The sequence below is a fragment of the Blautia sp. AF14-40 genome (assembly GCF_003479665.1).
GTDB classification, from domain to species: domain Bacteria; phylum Bacillota; class Clostridia; order Lachnospirales; family Lachnospiraceae; genus Fusicatenibacter; species Fusicatenibacter saccharivorans.
In genome coordinates this window covers 1-18,817 of the sequence record NZ_QUHK01000014.1, presented here as the reverse complement: position 1 = coordinate 18,817, position 18,817 = coordinate 1, and the positions used below count along the sequence as shown (strand labels likewise).

At 46.2% G+C, this 18,817-nt stretch carries 18 protein-coding genes; 3 read left to right on the top strand and 15 right to left on the bottom strand.

What is annotated here, in order from left to right:
- Positions 1 to 175 precede the first annotated feature (175 nt).
- The 13 genes from DWW13_RS11045 to DWW13_RS10985 all read right to left on the bottom strand — a co-directional run bounded on the left by DWW13_RS11045 (position 176) and on the right by DWW13_RS10985 (position 12,197).
- Positions 176 to 520, bottom strand: coding sequence for a TnpV protein (locus tag DWW13_RS11045; protein WP_117718978.1), 345 nt, complete (start codon positions 518 to 520; stop codon positions 176 to 178).
- Entirely contained in the window at positions 517 to 3,510 is a 2,994-nt protein-coding gene (locus tag DWW13_RS11040; RefSeq protein WP_118720105.1) for a DUF4368 domain-containing protein, read from the bottom strand. Before DWW13_RS11040 ends, DWW13_RS11045 begins: the two co-directional genes overlap by 4 nt.
- Entirely contained in the window at positions 3,507 to 3,983 is a 477-nt protein-coding gene (locus DWW13_RS11035) for a PcfB family protein (protein WP_223385988.1), read from the bottom strand. The genes DWW13_RS11040 and DWW13_RS11035 overlap by 4 nt, the downstream gene beginning before the upstream one ends.
- Before the next feature lie 45 nt (positions 3,984 to 4,028).
- Positions 4,029 to 4,844 (bottom strand): hypothetical protein, encoded by an 816-nt coding sequence (locus tag DWW13_RS11030; protein ID WP_117442480.1) that lies wholly within the window; start codon positions 4,842 to 4,844, stop codon positions 4,029 to 4,031.
- A gap of 17 nt (positions 4,845 to 4,861) precedes the next feature.
- On the bottom strand, positions 4,862 to 5,278 hold the full coding sequence (locus tag DWW13_RS11025) for a DUF3846 domain-containing protein (RefSeq protein ID WP_064786913.1): 417 nt from the start codon (positions 5,276 to 5,278) through the stop codon (positions 4,862 to 4,864).
- On the bottom strand, positions 5,275 to 6,105 hold the full coding sequence (locus DWW13_RS11020) for a hypothetical protein (protein WP_067536877.1): 831 nt from the start codon (positions 6,103 to 6,105) through the stop codon (positions 5,275 to 5,277). The genes DWW13_RS11025 and DWW13_RS11020 overlap by 4 nt, the downstream gene beginning before the upstream one ends.
- Before the next feature lie 18 nt (positions 6,106 to 6,123).
- Positions 6,124 to 8,052: an LPD1 domain-containing protein gene (locus DWW13_RS11015; RefSeq protein WP_240576870.1), complete on the bottom strand. Its 1,929-nt coding sequence runs from the start codon at positions 8,050 to 8,052 to the stop codon at positions 6,124 to 6,126.
- Positions 8,053 to 8,178: 126 nt separating this feature from the next.
- Entirely contained in the window at positions 8,179 to 9,081 is a 903-nt protein-coding gene (locus DWW13_RS11010) for a hypothetical protein (RefSeq protein ID WP_118720101.1), read from the bottom strand.
- A gap of 82 nt (positions 9,082 to 9,163) precedes the next feature.
- Positions 9,164 to 9,445 carry a helix-turn-helix domain-containing protein gene (locus tag DWW13_RS11005; protein WP_005361060.1) on the bottom strand — a complete coding sequence of 94 codons (282 nt, stop codon included), beginning with the start codon at positions 9,443 to 9,445 and terminating at the stop codon, positions 9,164 to 9,166.
- 32 nt (positions 9,446 to 9,477) lie between these two features.
- Positions 9,478 to 9,702 carry a hypothetical protein gene (locus DWW13_RS11000; RefSeq protein WP_055156485.1) on the bottom strand — a complete coding sequence of 75 codons (225 nt, stop codon included), beginning with the start codon at positions 9,700 to 9,702 and terminating at the stop codon, positions 9,478 to 9,480.
- A 13-nt stretch (positions 9,703 to 9,715) separates the two neighbouring features.
- On the bottom strand, positions 9,716 to 10,696 hold the full coding sequence (locus tag DWW13_RS10995) for a DUF3991 domain-containing protein (protein ID WP_117514325.1): 981 nt from the start codon (positions 10,694 to 10,696) through the stop codon (positions 9,716 to 9,718).
- A gap of 77 nt (positions 10,697 to 10,773) precedes the next feature.
- Complete coding sequence (locus DWW13_RS10990) at positions 10,774 to 11,646, bottom strand: DUF6017 domain-containing protein (protein ID WP_118399281.1); 873 nt, start codon at positions 11,644 to 11,646, stop codon at positions 10,774 to 10,776.
- A gap of 29 nt (positions 11,647 to 11,675) precedes the next feature.
- Positions 11,676 to 12,197, bottom strand: coding sequence for a DUF5720 family protein (locus DWW13_RS10985; RefSeq protein ID WP_005361050.1), 522 nt, complete (start codon positions 12,195 to 12,197; stop codon positions 11,676 to 11,678).
- 372 nt (positions 12,198 to 12,569) lie between these two features.
- Between DWW13_RS10985 and DWW13_RS10980 the strand changes: the two genes are divergently transcribed.
- Complete coding sequence (locus DWW13_RS10980; protein WP_158579768.1) at positions 12,570 to 13,184, top strand: MFS transporter; 615 nt, start codon at positions 12,570 to 12,572, stop codon at positions 13,182 to 13,184.
- 391 nt (positions 13,185 to 13,575) lie between these two features.
- Here DWW13_RS10980 and DWW13_RS10975 read toward each other — a convergent pair whose 3' ends face one another.
- Entirely contained in the window at positions 13,576 to 15,123 is a 1,548-nt protein-coding gene (locus tag DWW13_RS10975) for a PucR family transcriptional regulator (protein WP_118720097.1), read from the bottom strand.
- Positions 15,124 to 15,372: 249 nt separating this feature from the next.
- On the opposite strand from DWW13_RS10975, the gene DWW13_RS10970 reads away from it, so the two are divergent.
- Both DWW13_RS10970 and DWW13_RS10965 read left to right on the top strand, forming a co-directional pair.
- On the top strand, positions 15,373 to 16,317 hold the full coding sequence (locus DWW13_RS10970; protein ID WP_118720095.1) for an NmrA family NAD(P)-binding protein: 945 nt from the start codon (positions 15,373 to 15,375) through the stop codon (positions 16,315 to 16,317).
- Between the two features lie 20 nt (positions 16,318 to 16,337).
- Positions 16,338 to 17,687 (top strand): aminomethyltransferase family protein, encoded by a 1,350-nt coding sequence (locus DWW13_RS10965; protein ID WP_118720093.1) that lies wholly within the window; start codon positions 16,338 to 16,340, stop codon positions 17,685 to 17,687.
- 237 nt (positions 17,688 to 17,924) lie between these two features.
- Here the strand turns inward: DWW13_RS10965 and DWW13_RS10960 are convergent.
- Positions 17,925 to 18,817, bottom strand: an 893-nt coding sequence (locus DWW13_RS10960; RefSeq protein ID WP_118720091.1) for an IS256 family transposase, incomplete at its 5' end; no start/stop codon positions are given.

The following is an 18,817-nucleotide window of genomic DNA, read 5'->3' as shown; positions in this document are numbered from 1 at the left end:
CGATTGCCCAAAATACTAATATGGATTTTTTCATACAACCACATTCTCTTGTTAGATTCTAATTTTCCGTTTTCTTTATTCGCATAAATTATACCATAAAACTTGTGAACAATTCTACCGCAACTTTGGACTGTATGAGAAAAGTCCGGACGGTTTTCTGCCCGGACTTTCTCACTCAATCATAAATCAATTCCGCTTTCACAATCTCATCTGCCTGTGCCTTGCAAGCGTTCATCTGCCGCACCCATTCCATTTGGTTTTCGGCTTTCAGCTGTTCGGTCACGCCGTACTGCTTTGCCAGTGACCGCACGATCAGCTCCATGCGGTTTCGTGCCGCTTCGTCAATCTCGGCGCAATGCTCAAAGAGCTTGTCGGATAGCACCAGCTCATTGAACAGTATCGGGCGGCGCATTTCCAAATATGCTTTGCGAAGTCTGCCGTAGTGTCCGAGGGGCTTTGTCTTGCGGATAACGATGTTTGGGATAAGATAATCGCCGTTCTGTGTGTAAGTGATATTCATGCTGTTTGTACTCCTTTCATCGGCTCTCTTTGCGGTAAACTGCTGGCAGGGACGAACACGCCCTTTGCAATGTCCTCCGCACGAATGGCGGCTTTCTTGGCTTCGATTTCTGCTTTTTTTCTCCCCTTGATTTTGTCCTCGTATCGCTTCTGCGCTCCGCTGGCTTTCCGCTTCAAGTAGTTCTGATGAAGCCTGTCCTTGCGTTCCTCACGCTTGCGGATTTCCTCTAATTCCTCCGGGGTAAGCTCCACTTCACCAAACGCCGGGGGAACAAATCGACCGACAAAATTGAAGTAAATCTCGACCTCCTGTGTGGTCTGTATACTGCCTTTGCGGTCACGCTCATGCACAAGGATTTTCTCGATAAACTCGTTGAGCATGGCAATGGTCAGCTTGTCGAAGTTCTCGTACTTGTCAATCAGAGCGATAAAACGGTCAGCGTCCTTTTCGTGCTTCTCATAGCTCTTGACAGCCTTTTCCAGAACAGAGATTTCAGCGGTAAGCTCGGACTGTTCCTTTTCGTATTGAGCGTCCAGAGTGGCGTATCTGCTGTCGGACAGCTTGCCTAAAATGTTATCCTCATAGATTTTGCAGAGCAGGACTTCCAGCTCGGAAACTCTCTGCTTTGCTGTGGCAAGGCGTGTGCGCTGTTTTCTGACCTCTGCCGTCTGCTGGCTGGACTGCGCTTCCTGCACCACACGGACAAACTCGGCTCGGTCATGCTTCGCATACTCGGCAATGGCTTTGAGCATTTCGGAAACAAGGGACAGTACCACATCTTCATTGATACGGTGCTGTGTCGTGCAGAGCTTTCCAACTGGGACTTTGCTGTATTGGGAACAGGTATATTGAGAAATACGCTTGCCGTTGTTGGTGCGGTGGACATACATCTTGCCGCCGCAATCGGCGCAATAGAGTAAGCCCGTGAGGGGAGCTGCTTCGCCCCAGCCGTCCGGGTAGCGTCTGACATTCCCACGGATTTTCTGCACAAGGTCAAAGGTCTGCTGGTCAATGATAGGCTCATGGGTATTCTCGAAAATTGTCCATTCGTCCTCCGGGACATAATGGCTTTTCTTGTCCTTGAAGTGCTTTCGGGTCTTGAAATTGATGGTGTGTCCCAGATACTCACGCTTTTCAAGAATGTTGCAGATGGTGGAAGAACCCCAGCCGTACACATCTTTGAAAGTCTTGTTTTTATTCACACCCTCGCCGTGCTGGGCAAGGTAAGCGGACGGAATGAGGATTTTTTCTTCTTTCAGCTTGCTGGCGATCTGATACGGACCGTAGCCCTCAATCGTCATGGCAAAGATGCGCTTGACCACATCAGCGGCTTCGGGGTCAACCAACCATTGGTCTCTGGCTTCGTTCCAGAGATAGCCGTAAATGACCGTGCCTGTGAGGTGCTTGCCGGACTTGCCTTTGGACTGGAAAGTGGAACGGATTTTTCGGCTGGTGTCTCTGGCGTAATACTCGTTCATAATGTTGCGGAAAGGGGTAAAATCATCGTCACCTCTGGCACTATCCACGCCGTCATTGATGGCGATAAGTCGCACGCCACGCTGACGCAGGATTTCCATAATCTGACCGACTTTCAGATAGTCACGACCCATGCGGCTCATGTCCTTGATACACAGGTACTCCACATTCCCGGCTTCCACTTCTTTCATCATTGCCAAAAATCCGGGACGATCAAAGCAAGTGCCGCTAATACCATCATCCGTGAAATGGACAATGTTCGTAAAGCCCTGCCGTGCGGCGAACTCCTCCAACATAGCCTTTTGATTGGAAATGGAATTGCTCTCACGCTGTTGGTCATCGTCTTTGCCGAAGTCATCACGGCTCAATCGTTCGTACAGAGCTGTGATTTTCTCGTTTTTTCTCATAACTTGCGCTCCTTTCTTCGGTTTTAGGTTGTGTGTTCTAAGAGACTTCCCAACTGCTTGATTAAGAAGTCTTTTAGAGCATACAACACCGGCAGCGAGCTTATATTTTTTATATTGACGCAGGGCAAAATGATCCGGGTCTTTCTGTTCCAGAGCGTCAAAGAGAAGGTCAACGGCATTTTTGAATGACTCGTCATCCTCACGGACCTCCATTGCGTTCAGCATTTCTACCAGTGTGGCAAAATTCTGTTCGTTTACCGGAGCTTCATAGTAGATATATCCGATCAGTGCCGTATAAAGCAAGGTTTCTGCTTTGACCCAGAAATCGTCTCCGGCTTTTCCTTCGCCTTTGGTATTGGCGATCAGGGTAGTGACGATCTTCAGAATATCTTTCTCGGAATGAATGTAGGCGAATGGGTTAAAGTGCATACTTTTCTGAAAATTGATCGTATTGAATACCCGTATTTTATAGGGCTCATAGATGATCTTTCCTTTTTCATTACGCATAGGCTTTCCGTCCTTGTCCAGCTTTGGTGTGCCTCGCTGCAACATCTTTCCGCATTCCACAAGGACTGTACCTTTCGGATCGGTGACGACGTAGGAACTGTGCATTTGCATCAGATTGGGCTTGATGAAAAAGCGCGTTTTTCCCGAACCTGATCCTCCGACTACCAGTACATTTTTATTTCTTGCATTGGCCGGATTTTTGGGCCGTCCGTTTAACATCAGTCCTTCACTTTGGGTAAGAATGATATTGTTTTCCGGCTTTGGGTCCATAAATGGGGCAATATCGGCTTTATTTCCCCATCTTGCAGAACCATATTCCACATTTTTGCGGTATTTCTTAGCGTCTTTCCCTCTAAGATAGACTGCCAGCCGCATAATGGCTGCACCGCATAAACCAATCAGCCAGTCCATTGCCGCTCCCGGCCACATACTCTGAAACGCAAGGGCAAAGCCTTCGGACAGTCCTAACAGCTTTTGGGAAGCGTCTGCTCCGGGAGCCAGACGCACCGCCTCGCCCAGCTTGGCAAATACCAGAAGGAACAGAATATAAGGCAGATGGAGAATGACCTGTTTTTTCAGTGTTTCTGCATCAATCTTCATCGTTCCGGTCCTCCGTGTTCTTTGTTCTTTACACGGTCACGGCCAAGCGACTGCGCCAGTTCTTTGAACTTATGAAGCTGTGTAAGCAGCGACGGTCTGGTGCTGCGTGTAAGGTCTTTCTTCGTATATTCCTTAAAAGCTGCCGTCAGTGCATCCGCCTGGTTTGCCTTGAAATATACCGTCCATTTTGGGGGATCGGTCCCAAGTTCCTTTTCTATATGGTAGCGTACCTGATGTTTCCTGGCATACCGTTCAAAAGAGCGGATTCGCCCTGAAACTTCAATGGTATTGGCTCCGGGGTCTTTATAAGTCAGCCGCTTCATGCTGTTGCGCCCGACTTTTGGCATTGTGCGTTCCTGTTCCATCTTTTGGAGTACCGCAGCAATAGCCGCACGCAGTACCCGCCCTGACAGTTTTGCTGCCTGTATAGAAACAGAAACCGTTCGTTGTTCGAGATCTTCCTGCAAGAGCATCCTCCTTTCTGATAAAATCGGTATTTATAATATGGAAATAACTTTTTACCGGCTTTCCCCAAGAACCTGCTGTCGGGAAGCGTGTTCAAAGGCTTTTGCTGCCTGATCGACCTGAATTTTAGCATGTTTCAAAAGCGTCTTGATGATCGTAGCCGGGCGTTCCTGTTCCTCCAGATGATCGACCATCCCTTTGCACTCATCCGGGAGGTATTCCGCCATATCTTTCAACACATCGGAAAAGTTACCCATAAAGCCCCAACAGCTATCCGACAGCTCCCCGTTTTTATAAAGCTCAAACCCATAACATTCGCCATGCAGATAGGAATCGTAAGCGGCGACTTCACTGCGCATCAGTGCGTCCGCTTTCTGCCGGATGGCGCCGGTCATCTTGTCAGCGTCAAATTCCTTTAGGGCATCTTCTTTGGAAACATAGATCCAGCCGACCTGTCCGCTGTCCCATTCTGCATGAGGGGCCCTGCCTGAGAAACTTTCTGTACTCATGGCAAGACCTGAGTGGTCGTAGAGATAGAGGGGGAGCATCAGATACTTTTCCGAAATTACTTTCTGCATTGCTTCATCGATCGCCCGTTCCTCTGTCTTTGGTCCATGCCGGAAACGGCTGCTTACAATGTTTACCATCCGTTCATAGCGTTTCATGCCGGCTTCATCATGTCCTACGGTATCTAAATACATTTCCCGCAGGAAGTCGTCTTTGTCCATATAGTTGTGATGGTCGCCCAGCGCATAGCGGGGATGGAAGCATACCATCGTCCCAAAATGTTCATCTACCTCACGGGGAGAGATCAGAATATCGTCCGGCTGCACCATAAGGGCATAAGGTTCATTTACTGCCATTAACATAATTGGCTCCTTTCTTTCTACAAATCCGGGCCGGAATGGTGCATCATCGGTTTTTCCCGGTGTTCATTGGTTGCAGGCTGCTTGACTGCAATGATCTCGCCGGCAATCCTTGCAAATTTTTCAGGGTACTTGAACTGCTCCCCGTATTTCTCCATCAAGTCCGGGGAAAGGTCTGTAAAATCTTCCTCGCCAAGACCAACGATCAGAAAATTCCCGGACACAATATCATAAACGTGGCCGTCATCATCAAAGAGAGCCCGGTTCAGAGGCAGTCCCATCAGCTTGCCTTCATCATTGCAGATCAGAGCCACCGGGTCCTCATACGGATAGACCGCCTGAATGTCTCCACCCACTGCCGCCTGCAAAGATTTCAGACCGCTTTCAATCTCCGCAGCATAAGGGGACTTGCCCGGCTCTACCATTAACACTTTCATAACTGTATATCCTCCTTCTTTTTCATTGCCATACCGGGAGCGGCTGGCGTTTTTTCCTGGGTTTTTGCCACAGAGAGCTTCCCCAGGACGGAAGGCTTCTCCTGGTTTTGGGGCGTAAAAATACCGCCCTCCGAAACCTCGGCGGCGGCATGTTCCGTTTTGGTCTGTTCCAGTCCTTCAACCGTATAACCAGGTAAGAGAGTGCCATGAACCATAAAATGACGCTCATATTCTTTCGGAATTGGCGGGGAAATTTCCGTGAATAAATGGGAATAGGCTTTCTTCCGCCCGTCCAGGTATTTTATGGCTGCATTCTTATCTGTATATCGTTTCTGGTTTTGTCCGGCAATCTTTTCTCCATATCCCTGCTTCGGGGAATGAATACGGACTTCCCATGTCACATACCAGGCAACCGGAATACTCTGTTTTGTTTCCCTGTCATATTTCGTATCTTCCCAAATACTGCAGGTCATCTGATAGACCCGGTTGCTGATTTTCTGATCCGCCCTCCAGTTATCGGTGTCTTTCCACTGATTGCCGGTATGTTCAATCTCAGGTGTACGAAGATATTCCAAAGCCCGGTTGATCGTCTGTGTTGCCGCTGCCTGCTGTTCCCACTGTTTTGCGGCAGCCACCACGATTTCATAGGCTTTCTGCTCCCCGTCGATACTTCCCTGGCGCATGGCTTCCAGGCTATCTGTTCCCATTGTGATCAGTGTAGAAATATCCACATTTTCACAAACTACGCTGTGCTCAATTTTAAGCTCCGATCCCGGCGTCAAGTGGTCGCCATACCGGTAGGCATGATAATCTTTATTTTCTTCCAAAATGCTGTTCACCTCCTGCTATATTTCCGGCTCGTGGTTTTTTCTGGAAAACGTCTGTGCCGGTGATTTTTTATCTGCCGGCCTGTTTGCCGCAAGCTGATCCATCACGGAAGGACGGCCGACGCCGAACATGGATAGCTGCCCGTCCGCCGCCTCACGAAGTTCAGAAACAGAGAGGGGAAGCGTTACATCGGCATGGGTCAATAGCTGTTCCCGTTTCAAATCCTGAATGATCTCGTCAAAAACAGCGTTGATTGCACGGCGTTCTTCCCCCACAGGGAAGGCTTTCAATACCTCCATTTCTCCGTCTTTACCGGAAACCAGGGTAAGGGCACAGTCGGCATGGCCTGCCAGATAATCCGATGTGTAGGGCAGTTTGTCCTTGATATAACAGGCAAAGGCTCTGGCTGTCATTTCCACATTGCTGTCCCAATAACCGCCGTCTTTTTCACATTCTTTTCCCATGCGTACCGAATTACGGTAAAAATCAGTTTCCGTCCGTCCAATCTGCGGAGCTTCCTGCGCCTGCATCCCGGAAAGCATACGCTCAAAAATTTCCAGCCGTTCCCGTTCACTTTTGGGAATTACCCGGCCGGTAACATTCTTCTTAAATGCGCTGATCTGTTCCACAGAGCCGGGTTCGCCGGACAAAAATGCTTCCCGCAAGACTGCGTAGGTTTCCATCTGTTCCTCATTGCCATACCGTTTCAGGGAGGCAAGAACCGAGGAATCCAGCCAGCTTGCCGCATTTTTCCGGGTGCGTTCTGTTTGTGCTTCCGTGCGCTTTGCTGCCTGTTCCGGTGTTTCCGGTTTATACTTCATGGTGTCAATGAGTTTTTGGAACGGCGCATAGAGGCGGGGCTGTTCTGACAGCATCCCTTTTGCTCCCATCTTTGTACCAAGATAATCGTCAAGTCCATGCCACCATTCATGTGCCAGGGAACCGGCCCCGTGCATTTTTGTAAGATTGATGACTGTACGCAAAGGTTCATAATGAGCTGCAGCATTGCCACTGCCTCTTGCACCAAAAGCGATAGCAAGTGTTCCCTGATAAGCAATATCTTTATCGCTGATCTTAAGGGCTGACGCCAAATCCTTTAGTGCTTCAAATCCCATGTTAAGGGAGGTCTGACGGTCGTTCTGGTTCATCCAGTTTCCAAACTCGCCGCCGCGGAACCCAAATGTATCAAGATAATGCTGTCCGGTGATCTCCACGCCATTCCGATAATCCGGGCCGGTACGTTTGACATGGGCGAGCTGGGGAGGGACAAACCGGATCTTCCCATTTTTGTTCCTGCCTTTGGCAAGTTCCTGCACCCATTTCAGGGCAGCTTCTTTGGTCTCAAAATTGGTCCGCAGGATCGAATAGCCTTTTGTCACATAGTAGGTACCGGGCTTCCAGTCCTCATTTTTAGAATAGGTATGTTTCCCGTCGTTGAAGTGAATCGCATAACCTTTCGGTATTTTCTGCTCTTTGGAAACACAAAACTGTTCCTTTTTTGCTTTCTGAGTAAAGTTGCGCTCAAAATATTCAGCCGAGCGGATCAGCATGGTATTGGACAATTTGTTTGTGATCACGGGATTGTCCTGTCCCTTTTTCGTTGCCCGGTAATGGATTCCGCTTCCCCAGCCCTGTACCTTTTCTAAATATCCATTGTCAACGAAAAAGCGGTCATAGGCTCTCACAGCATCCTCCGCAGTACGGACATCTGAAAGCACTGCCTGCAATTCCCGAACTGTTTTTATATATTCCTTTTGTCTCGCGGTCCGTTTTTCCGGGGTGTCATCCGTGCGGTAATACTGAGGGGAAGCGTTTAAGCCGTCCCTCGCTTTTTTGATAAAATAGACCACGCCAAGAGGAATCCCTTCCTCCAGTATGGCTGCATAGTCCGGCTTTTTCCAGACATTATCCTTTTTCACAAATTTTTCGGCTTCGCGCTCATTCATGGCTTCCAGATCATCTGCATACAGCCCGCGGTCTTTCCACAGATCTTTTTTAGCACCGCCGATCTTTTCGCCGAAATCTTCATGCACTCCTGCCAATCTTCATCACCTCCAGTCAGTGTAAAATTCTTATCGCTCCGGGGCAGGGCGACGTTCTTCGTTTTTGTGAAGTTGTGGGAGGTTTCCTGTGAGCCGGTCAGTTTCCCTGCGGATCAGTTTGTCCAGAGCGCCTAAATCCTCCGGTGCAATGGCAAACTCCCGGTAATTTTCATACCACAGGCCCGTAGAGATTGCCGCGATGGGCGCAATTTTCTCCGAACCGGATGGAAGAAGGCGATACACAGGGGCTTCGTCATAAAGAAGCATCTGCTTTGCCGTTCCCTGTGGTATGCGGTACTTATCCATATCCGGGTTCTGGGCTACCTCCATATATTGCATATTCAGGCGTTCTTCTAAATCCTGGGGCATATAACGAAATGCCTGATCCATCCACTGTCTGAACATCGTGGAATAGTGGTACTGCCATTCCGTAACTTGATTCGGGGCATAAGAAAATCCCCAGCTTTTCAGAGCATCTTTTTCGTAAAGCTCCATTCCAGTCCATTCTTTCAGGCTGACCGTAGCCACTGAACCATCTTTGCGTTCGATATTGACGCCGCAGGGATAGAGGATATTTCGTTTTATATCCTGCCGCAGCGTGTCTAAATCCATCATCAGGACATCTCCGTACAAGTGACCGCCCTCTCTGCGATCCGTATGAAACAGGAAAGCCCTCGCTCCGATAAACTCCGTTGTTAAGATCATTTGATGAAGATCTGCCGTAGAACAATAAGCAAACAAAGCGTCGGAAAGCCACATGTGATTTTTCCCCATGATGGCAATGGAATCAGCCCCGGCATTTGTCGCCAGAGAACGCATATTGAATTCGCATTCCCTGAGAAAATCTCCGGCAAAAATATGGAGCTCATACGCAAAGACGGATAAGTCTGTATCGCGGATCAAATGAATCTGCGGTAGTGGTTCCTGATCCAATCAAATTCCTCCTTTCATGTGAAGCAGCTCTTTGACCTGCTCATTTTCCGCAAACGGCTGGCTATCTGTCCCCGCCATTTAATCAATCCCTCCCATCTGCCGGTAGCTGCCCGCCGGCAATCTTGCCGACAATCTCCGGACCGGTTTCATAAATCTGCATGAGGCGTTTTGCTGTGCCGCAAGGCTGTGCAGCTCCGCTAGTCCAAAGACGCACTGTGGATGGGGCAACATTCATCAAAAGCGCAAAGCCCTTTTCGTTCATGTCCAGCTTTTTCATCAGCGATTTAACCATATCGGGGCCGTAGTCTGGACACCGGGAAGCCTCGGCAATCATCTGCAAAGCGGTATTTTCAATTTTTTTCATTTTCAAATCCTCCTGTTATTTGTTTTCCAGCCTTATGCCGGGGCAAAGCTGATCTGGTTGTGTTTCATCCTTTTGGCAAAATCCGGCAACGAATAATTTACCCCGTCAATTTCTGCATGGGTGTCATCCAGACGATGACAAACAGCAAAGTGCCTGTCCCCGTTTCCATAGAACAGGCAGAGTAAACCATTGTCGGGAATGGAAAACAGCGCTTTTCCGGCGCTGTCTGTAAAGCAGATATGTTGAGATCCATTCATGTTGAAATCCTCCCTAAATTGAAACAGCCGCCTCTTTTGGGCGGCGTTGGTGCTGGCTGGTTTGCAGTTGTTCCCGAACCTCCAGCAATTTTTCATTGTAATCTTTTCCCATCCGGGGAGGGTTGACACTTACCCGGATATGACGGAAACGTTTATCCTCGTGGAGCATGGTCTTGATTTTCCGGGCATTGACAAATCCGGCAAGATCGTGGTCCATATAAAGGGTAACACGCCGGATCTCCGGGTGGCGTTCCAGAAAAGAAGTCAGCGCCACATGGGAAGTACCTCCCAAAGACAAGCGGTAACCATTCCATTTCCATCCCTCCAGCTCTTGAAGCGTTGCATGGGAAAGCGCATCAATAGGAGCTTCAAAGACTGCCACATGCCGGCTACCCGGACTTTGCGGGGGATAACAAAAGTTATATCCTTTGTCGCTGCCATAGACATCCTTTTTGAGATTGCCGCCGATACTGCGCATACAGGCGAACTTCGCTTTCCCGGAATCATCTTTCCCTACAAATACACAAACCGGTTCTCCATGATACCGGGCTTCGTAAAAAATCCCGGCTTGTAAACACTGGCGAATGACTTCTGAGCTGATCCCCCGTTTCTGCAAATAGGAGACCGCAGCGGTCGCGCAACGTCTGGCCCAGGGGAGAGAGAATGCTTTCTTTTCCGGTTCTTTTGATACCTGTATTTCTGCCGTACTTCGGTAAGCCGGTGTATGTCGGATTTCGCCACCTACCAGAGCATGAACCGCATCCACAAGACCATATCCCCGAATCTGGATCAGGTAGTCCAGCGCATTGATACTCCGTCCACGGCTGTTCCAGTACCAGTACCTTTTCCCGGTCACATATACCAGACTGTCATGTTCCTTATGCCGGAAATTAGGTCCATCCCGTTTCAGCACACCGGGTTCATGGAACTGCAGGTAAGTAAACAGATCAGCTTCCCGCGCTGCCTGAATCTGTTCTTTGGTTACGCCGGGCATTGTACCGGCACAGTGATTCTTTTCATCGTGCTTTGCCTCCTTCCTGTGATGGAATGAAAAAAGACACCCAAAGGTGCCTAACAGCCGTACAGATCGTGATTGACCTCGGCACGGTAATAGCTGTCCATTGTAGCCGGGGCATTATACAGCGCCGCCAGCAGATATGCTTTGATATTTCCGACCTTCGTCGTGTTCTTGTCGATACAGTCAAAGACATACTCTAAGTGACCGGAATTGATCTTCAGGAACCGGCTCTTGACGATCTCCCGCGGAAAATCATCTCCGGCGATGCGTATGTAAGGGCGTTTCGACAAAATCACTTCAAGCATAAGTTCAAGGGTTTCGTCCAGACGTTCCCTGCCATACCGTAAGACCAGTAAGTCATATTCGATATTTTCTTTGATGATTTCACGATATGCTTCTATCAGCTCTATCCGATCCATCCCATCCGTGCGGTTCGCCGCTTCCGGCTCTGCCGGATAGATTGATGGATAAGTTATTGATTTATCTTTTTTTGATTTTTTTGTTTTTAATGGATTAGTATTTAATTGTGCCGGATTTTCCTGTTCAGGTTCCGCCTGTTTAGGTTTTGCCTGTTCAGGTTTTACCTGTCTTGGATTTTCCCGTTTAGGTGAAAGCCCTATGTTTTCGGTACTTACAGGCTGCTCATGGATCGTATATTCAATGTCTCCCAACTGCCCGTTATCATAGCGGAGGCGCTGTCTGGTGAGATAACCATGCCGCTCCAGTTCCTTCAGGGCAGTAGTGATAGAATCCACACCGTCCTTGCAGATATGGGCGAGTCCCTTCGTGGTATAATCCCAATCTTCCGGCAGCGACAACATAAGTGATAAAAGCCCCTTTGCCTTTAAGGACAACTCCGTATTGCGCAGATGGTGATTGCTCATTATCGTAAAGTCCTTTGTTTTCTCTACACGGAATACTGCCATTGTATCGCCTCCTTTCTTCGACTATTCCGTTACAAGGCATGATCCCTGCGGTCATAATGGAGATGACCGTCAGAGACCTTCGCATGGTTTTTCAGTTTCACTTCGCCCCGTTCCTGGCTCTCTAAAAATTTCTGATAGCCGGCATCTGTAAGGAACAAGCGCATCTTATCGCCTTTGTCGCCAACAGGGGAATCGTAAGACAATACATCAAAGACGATCATGTGCTTTACTTCTGGATCAAAGCGTTCAAGTGCCATGATGTCATGCCCCTTCAATTTTTCTGCCCCTGATTGTTGTCTGGCCTCGGCGATCTTTTCTCCAATCGTCCGGGCTGGATAGGGCAGACGGTAATTCTTCTGAATATCTTTTACCAAGTCCATGCACTCTGCATTTGACAGAACACGAAGTTTTGCCATAAGACCTTCTGCCGCCTCCCGCTGTTCGGAATTATTTGAATACCGCACGGTCATATAAAGTTCATTCAGGATCTTTGTCTGATAATCGCCCTCCACTTGAAAGAGCAGCTTTTTTTCCATTTCGTTTAATTCCATGTGGATCTCCTTTCTCTCGAAAATGAGTATGAAAAAAGGGCGTCCACCTATAAAAGTGAAACGCCCACGGCAACCAGCGGTCAGACATAAAGCCGGACCGCTGGCACTATTAAATTTTGTCGTTAATAAAACAGCCTCCTTTTTTCTTTATAGTTTTCGTCAATTTTCAACTTGGAAAAGGAATTGAATAAAAGACGACAAACGCTCAAACCCCTTGAAAATAAAGGCTTTTTCTGTTTGTCGTTATTATACCGTAACGGCATTCCCATGTATCGTTATTGATTAATATGGGATTTATGGGATTAGCAATCGCAGACCGAATGGGACATGCATCAATCTGGCGGTGCTGATTCACGTCGATCACGATTTAGTATGGATATGCCATTTTTTCTTTGCATGGCATTAACCGGTTTCTCCAATATGTTTGTCAATATTAATGCATCCAAGATTACTGCAAGTTGGTTTGAGCAGGAAAAGCTAGGAATTTTGATGGGTATATTTGCATTTTGCGGACAACTTCCGGGAGCCTTTGCGACAGCAACGACGGCAGTTTTGTTTGATAGCAGGACATCTGCTTTTATTGTATCAGCAATATTCTGTATTAGTGTATTTGTTTTATGGTTGTTTTTTGTGAAAGATAAGCCAGAGGATACAATGGAAGAAAGGGAGAAGATAGATCAGGAAAATCAACCTTCCATTGGGGATTCTCTTAAGGTAGTACTTTCTAATAAAGGTATATGGCTGGTTTCTATTTGCATTATGATGGCTCTTGGCAGTACGGTAACTTTATCCACTTTTATGCCGATGGCATTGCAGACTATGTATGGAATAGATTTGAAAGTATGTGGTACGATTGCATCTATGTTGACATTGGGAAATTGTATTGGTTCTATTACAGGTCCCATTGTATTCTCTAAAATCAAAAATGTTAAAGTGTTTGTATCAGGAGCTGCCGTGTTGAGTTTTGCCGGAATTATTATGTGTTAGAGATTTCCGTCCATATTCGTTTTACACATACTGGTTCTTTATACTGGAATTATGCTTGGAGCGTCAAGGCCTATTTTCCTTTCCGCACCGGTTTTGTTAGAAGGACTTGGAACTAAATATGCAGGAAGTGCGGCGGGTGTCATCTCTACATTACAGCTTCTTGGAGCTGTTTTGATTCCAACTTATATCTTAACACCGATTGCGGGAGATAATTATAGTTTGTTGTTTATGCTTGCATCCATATGTATGGTAATTATGTTCCTCTGTGGGCTGTTACTCCCTCAGTTCGGAAACAATCAAAAGTAAGAATCACAAAATAAATGAAAATCTTCCTATGTTGCAATGAAATTGCTGTCGCAAGCCAAATTTCAAGCATAGGAGGATGTCCAAATTAGAGTGTTTCGCAGATGAAGCAGGATATTAATAAATAGAGAAGCATATTTTCATCCAGGTAATCCAGTGAAATATGGAGCAGGTCTTCGATTTTTCGTAGCCGGTAGATCAAGGTGTTTCTATGAAGATGAAGCGTCCGGGCAGTCTCCGCTATATTTCTTCCGTTGATAAGATAGCATTTTAAATTATGAATGAGCGTGAGATCCTGCTCCATATGGCTTTGCCACAGGGATAAAACAGCTGGATGGCAGAAGCCCGGCAAGGAGTTTTTTTCCTTAAGGACACCATATAAAACATGTAGAAAGGCTTCATCAAACCTTTGAATATGTTTTTGAGGCTCCAAAGGGTAAGATTTCATAAGCCTGCATTGTCCATATGCCATGGAAAGCTCCGTGAATCTATAAAAACGAGTGCTTATATAGACCTTAAGGGAAAGCCGTTTTAGCAAATCCTCCAGTGCGGCGTATGATTTTTCATAATCAGGATCAAAATCCCGCCTGCGGCAAACCGCAACAATAGAATGTTCAAAATAGAGGACAACTCCATGAGGCAGAATATTTTTTATCTGATGAATATAGGCAGACTGACGGGTATCCGAGATGTCAGATTCCAGAAGGGAAAATTGATAAAGATACCAAATATCCTCGTTCGTATAATTTCTGGCTTGGAGATAATAAGAGGTAGAAAGCTCATCTGCCGGATATCCCTGTAAAAGCCGTATAACATAATAGTTTTCTTCATCCTGCAAAAGAAAAGCCTGAATCTGGTGATTCATAGCAAGCTCTGTAAAATGAACGACTTCTAATAACAAAGCCTTTTGTGCTTCCGTAAAGGGACCGTTCATATCTGTCGTACCGAATGCTCCAAAGTTTTTTCCCTCAAAATAAAGCGGAGCGGTCAGAGAGTGATGGGATGGATCCTGACGAAAGACGCTGGAGATTAAGCGGTTTCCGCTGTGAATTTCCTGCATAACTCTCTGGTGTTCGTCAGGATATATGGATTCTGTCGGTGTAAAGCCGAAATTGATAACCTCGTCCCAGAGAGTTCCCTCGATTTTTTCCTGAAATTTCCCGGTATAATGCAGCAGCTTTCCGGTTGGAGAAAAAAGGGCAATCGGGTTGCAAAGAAAGGTGGCCGCATAATCAAGCAGATCTGAAACGTCTTTGTTTTCGATAATTATCTTTAGGCATTGCTCATACCAGGCATAGTACTTATCAAAAATATCCAGAAACTCATGGAATACCTTATGAAAAGGCTCGTCCGTATATAAGATGGCGGCATGCTCCATCCAGGAAGGGTTTATCTGTCCCTCCTTTGATCCGGTTTTGGTACAGAAAATCAGGAACCGGGGCTTACGTATATCCCATTCCCTATCAAGGAAAGAGCTCTCTTGTGTTAAATACAGAAAATCATTATCGATTATTTCCATGGAATCATCAAGCATGCGGGCATGCCGGAATAATTGATCTAAGCCCGTAGATTTATAAAAAATCCTGTATTTATCAGGAATCCAGTCAAGGATGACAGAAATGCTCATAGATTTCATTGCAAAAAACTCCTTTGGTTATTTTTGACGAAAAAAGACGGTATAAATGAATTATATAACTGATGACGGGAGATGGCAACTGCTTTACTATGAATATATAGGAAACACTGTTCAGGCGCCGACAGTTAGAGAGGAGATAATATAATTCAGACAAAAGGAAGGAGGCAATAAAAAGAGCTGAGGGAGTATCCTATAAAGGGGTATCGATTTTTTAATATTATAACTATATAATTGAAAGGATTATTTTTTATGAAAAAGATATTGTTAAATGGAGTAGACGGAAATTTTGGAAGCAGATCAGCCCGTGTATTGCTGGAAAAATATCCTCATGAAGCTTTGATTTTTACGGCTCCAACAAAAAATGGTCTTGAAAAATACCAGGAAATGGGCATTGAAACCAGAATTGCCGATTTTAACAATGCGGAAAAACTGACGGAAGCATTTAAAGATGCGGATACAGTTATTCTGATCTCCATGCCATTCGTTGGACCGAAAAGAAGAGCGGCACATAAAATTGCAATTGATGCGGCTGTGGCGGCAGGTGTAAACAAACTGGTTTATACATCGATTGTAGGAGCCGGACATGAGGATATCAATGCTTACGAAGTAAACGATCATGTATGGACCGAAAGGTATATCAAAAAACAGCCCATCCATTATTTGATTCTTCGGGATTCCCAATATGCGGAAGCAATGGTCTCCACATTTGTGGAAGCAGTTGAAAATACAAACGGCATCATCCGCAATAACATGGGAGATGGGAAAATGGCATTTGTTTCGAGGGATGACTGTGCGCTTGCGGCGGCCTGTGCGGCAATGTCTGATTGGGAAGATCGAATTGTTGATATAAATGGAGCCGAGCTTCTGACAATTGCACAGTACATGGCAATCGCCTCGGAGGTTACGGGTAAAAAGACGGAATATCAATATATCAACGATGATGAGATGTATGAGTTCTTTGACTCCATCGGCGTTCCAAGGACAACGGAGGAAATGTGGGCGGACACGGCGAAGAACTTTCCATTTTGCTCAGATGGAATGGTGTCCTTTGGCAGGGCAATCCGTCTGAATCAAATGAGTACATTTACAGATGATTTTGAAAAGCTGACAGGGCAAAAGCCCATCACGGTAAGAGAAATGTTTGAAGATATGGAAAATCATTTAATCGGAACAAGAACATCTACAGATAATTAAAAACAGTAGGAGGACGAAAAATGGCAGAAATGATGAATCCGGCGCTGGAAGGCGCCACCTTATTGTTCCCACAGGGATCTTTTATTACGGCATATGCTTATACGGGTGTGGAGGATGAGATCAAGGCATATCAGACCAGCGCATGGATTGGAACGGCGCTTATGACATCCCCCATTTATGATGTATACGGACCGGATGCCGTTAAATTAATGGGACAGGTTTGTACAAATGATTTTACCACGCTGGGAATGAACGGCATACGCCATGCCGTAATGTGCAATGAGAAAGGTCAGATTCTGACAGACGGCGTTGTAATCCGTATCGGAGAAGATCGTTACAGAACCTACTGGCTTGATCCGGTGATCTCTTATTATGTCAATACATCAGATCTGGATGTGCATGGCGAAAACATGAGCGGAAAGGAATATTTTATCCAGATTGACGGTGAAAAGTCCTTAGAGATTCTGGAAAATGCATTCCAGGCCAATCTTCACGACATCAAATTCGGCAGACATAGAATCCAGGAGGTAAACGGAAAACAGGTACGCATCATCCGGCTTGGCATGTCCGGCAACCTTGCTTATGAAATTCACGGAGATATGGCGGATTATGCGGAGATCTATAATCTGGTATGGGCGGCAGGTGAAAAGCTGGGAGCAAGAAAGCTTGGGCTCCAGGCTTATAACCTGTTTAACCATACGGAGGCTGGATTCCCGAATATCAATCTTCACTATCCGCTTCCGTGGCTGGAAACCAGCGAGAAAATGACAGAATATATGCGCACAGTGCCTCAGTTATCCATGTTCAATCTCAATCGAAGGCTTCTCGGAAGTGTGGGGGATGATCTTCAGGCTCGCTTTGTTACTCCCTATGATGTGGGATGGGATTTCCTGATTAAATATAATCATGACTTCATTGGAAAAGAAGCCCTTCTTGAAATGTCGGAAAAGCCACAAAAAAAATGCGTAACCCTGGAATGGAACGCCAAGGATGTGGCAGAAGTCTTTGCAACCATGCTCAGCCCTGGGGAGGAACCCTGCGAGGATATTACCAAACCATCCGCTCTTGAATACTATTTCTGTGTCAGAGAGTTTGGTTTTGAGTACCGGGCAGATAAGGTGCTGGCTGCAGATAAGGAGATCGGGATCACAAGCGGAAAAATCATCTCTTATACCTATAACAGCATGATTTCTTTGGCCTTTATTTCCGCAGAATATGCCAAAGAAGGAACGGAGCTTGAAATACTCTGGGGAACGCCGGGAACCCGCCAGATGAAGGTTCGCGCAAAGGTTGCCAGATTCCCGTATAATCAGGATTATATCCGTAATGAAAAGCGGGATGTTTCGGATATACCTGTTTTTGAAAGATGAAACCGGAGATGATTACATAGGGAAAATAAAATTTATGCGTTCCCCTGCAGAGTTTTCAAGCTTTGCAGGGGATCTGCGAGACTGTGAGAAAAAGTCTGTAAATAAGATTCTTCTATGATATGCAAGGGTGGCAAGCCTGAAAATCAGGCTTCTCACCCTTGTTTTATATATAACAGTTGTTGAATGGCATGTCAAGAGCAGGCGGTTTTCCGCCCGTCTTATTCGCCTGTTTATTCGTTACTCTGGGAGGCGTCCTTCGTACATAATACTCAGTTCACCATACACCTGTGCCCAGTTGCGGATCGTACTGGTCCATTTCTTCGTAGCTTCAAATGTGGCAAGATACAGTGCCTTTAATAGAGCTGTATCGCTTGGAAATACGCTTCTCTGGCGATTCAGTTTCCGGTAGGTAGAATTCAGGGATTCAATAGCATTTGTAGTATAAATCACCGTTCTGACCGTCGTTGAAAATTTAAAGATCGGCGAGATTGCGTCCCTGTTATCCTTCCAGCGCTTCATGGAATTCGGATATTTCGGTGTCCATTTTTCTGTTACACGCTCTAAGGCTGCCAGAGCTTTCTTTTCATCTGTGGCCTGATAAATGGTTTTCAGATCCGTAGCGAAGGCTTTTATGTCTTTATCCGGGACATATTTCAACGTGTTTCTTACCTGGTGTACAATACAGCGCTGGTATTCCGTCTTTGGAAAAGCTGCTGCGATCGCTTCTTTGATTCCGGTTAAACCATCGGCACAGATGATTAATACATCTTTGACACCACGATTTTTCAGTTCATTCATAATGGAAAGCCAGTATTTTGCGCTTTCGTTATCGCCAACACTGATGGTTAAAACTTCTTTTTTTCCTTCCGTGTTGATTCCCAGAATCACGTAAGCAGCAAGCTTTCGGATCACGCCATTATCCCTTACAGAATAATGGATTGCATCAATGTAGAGAATGGGATAGACCTCGTCCAGTGGCCGGTTCTGCCAGTCTTCGATCTGTGGCAGGATCTTATCAGTCACATCAGAAATAAAGCTTTCAGAAGTTTCAAAGCCATAAATATCTTCGATGGTTTCGGAAATCTGCCGGGTAGTCATTCCTTTGGCATACATGGAAATGATCTTCTGAT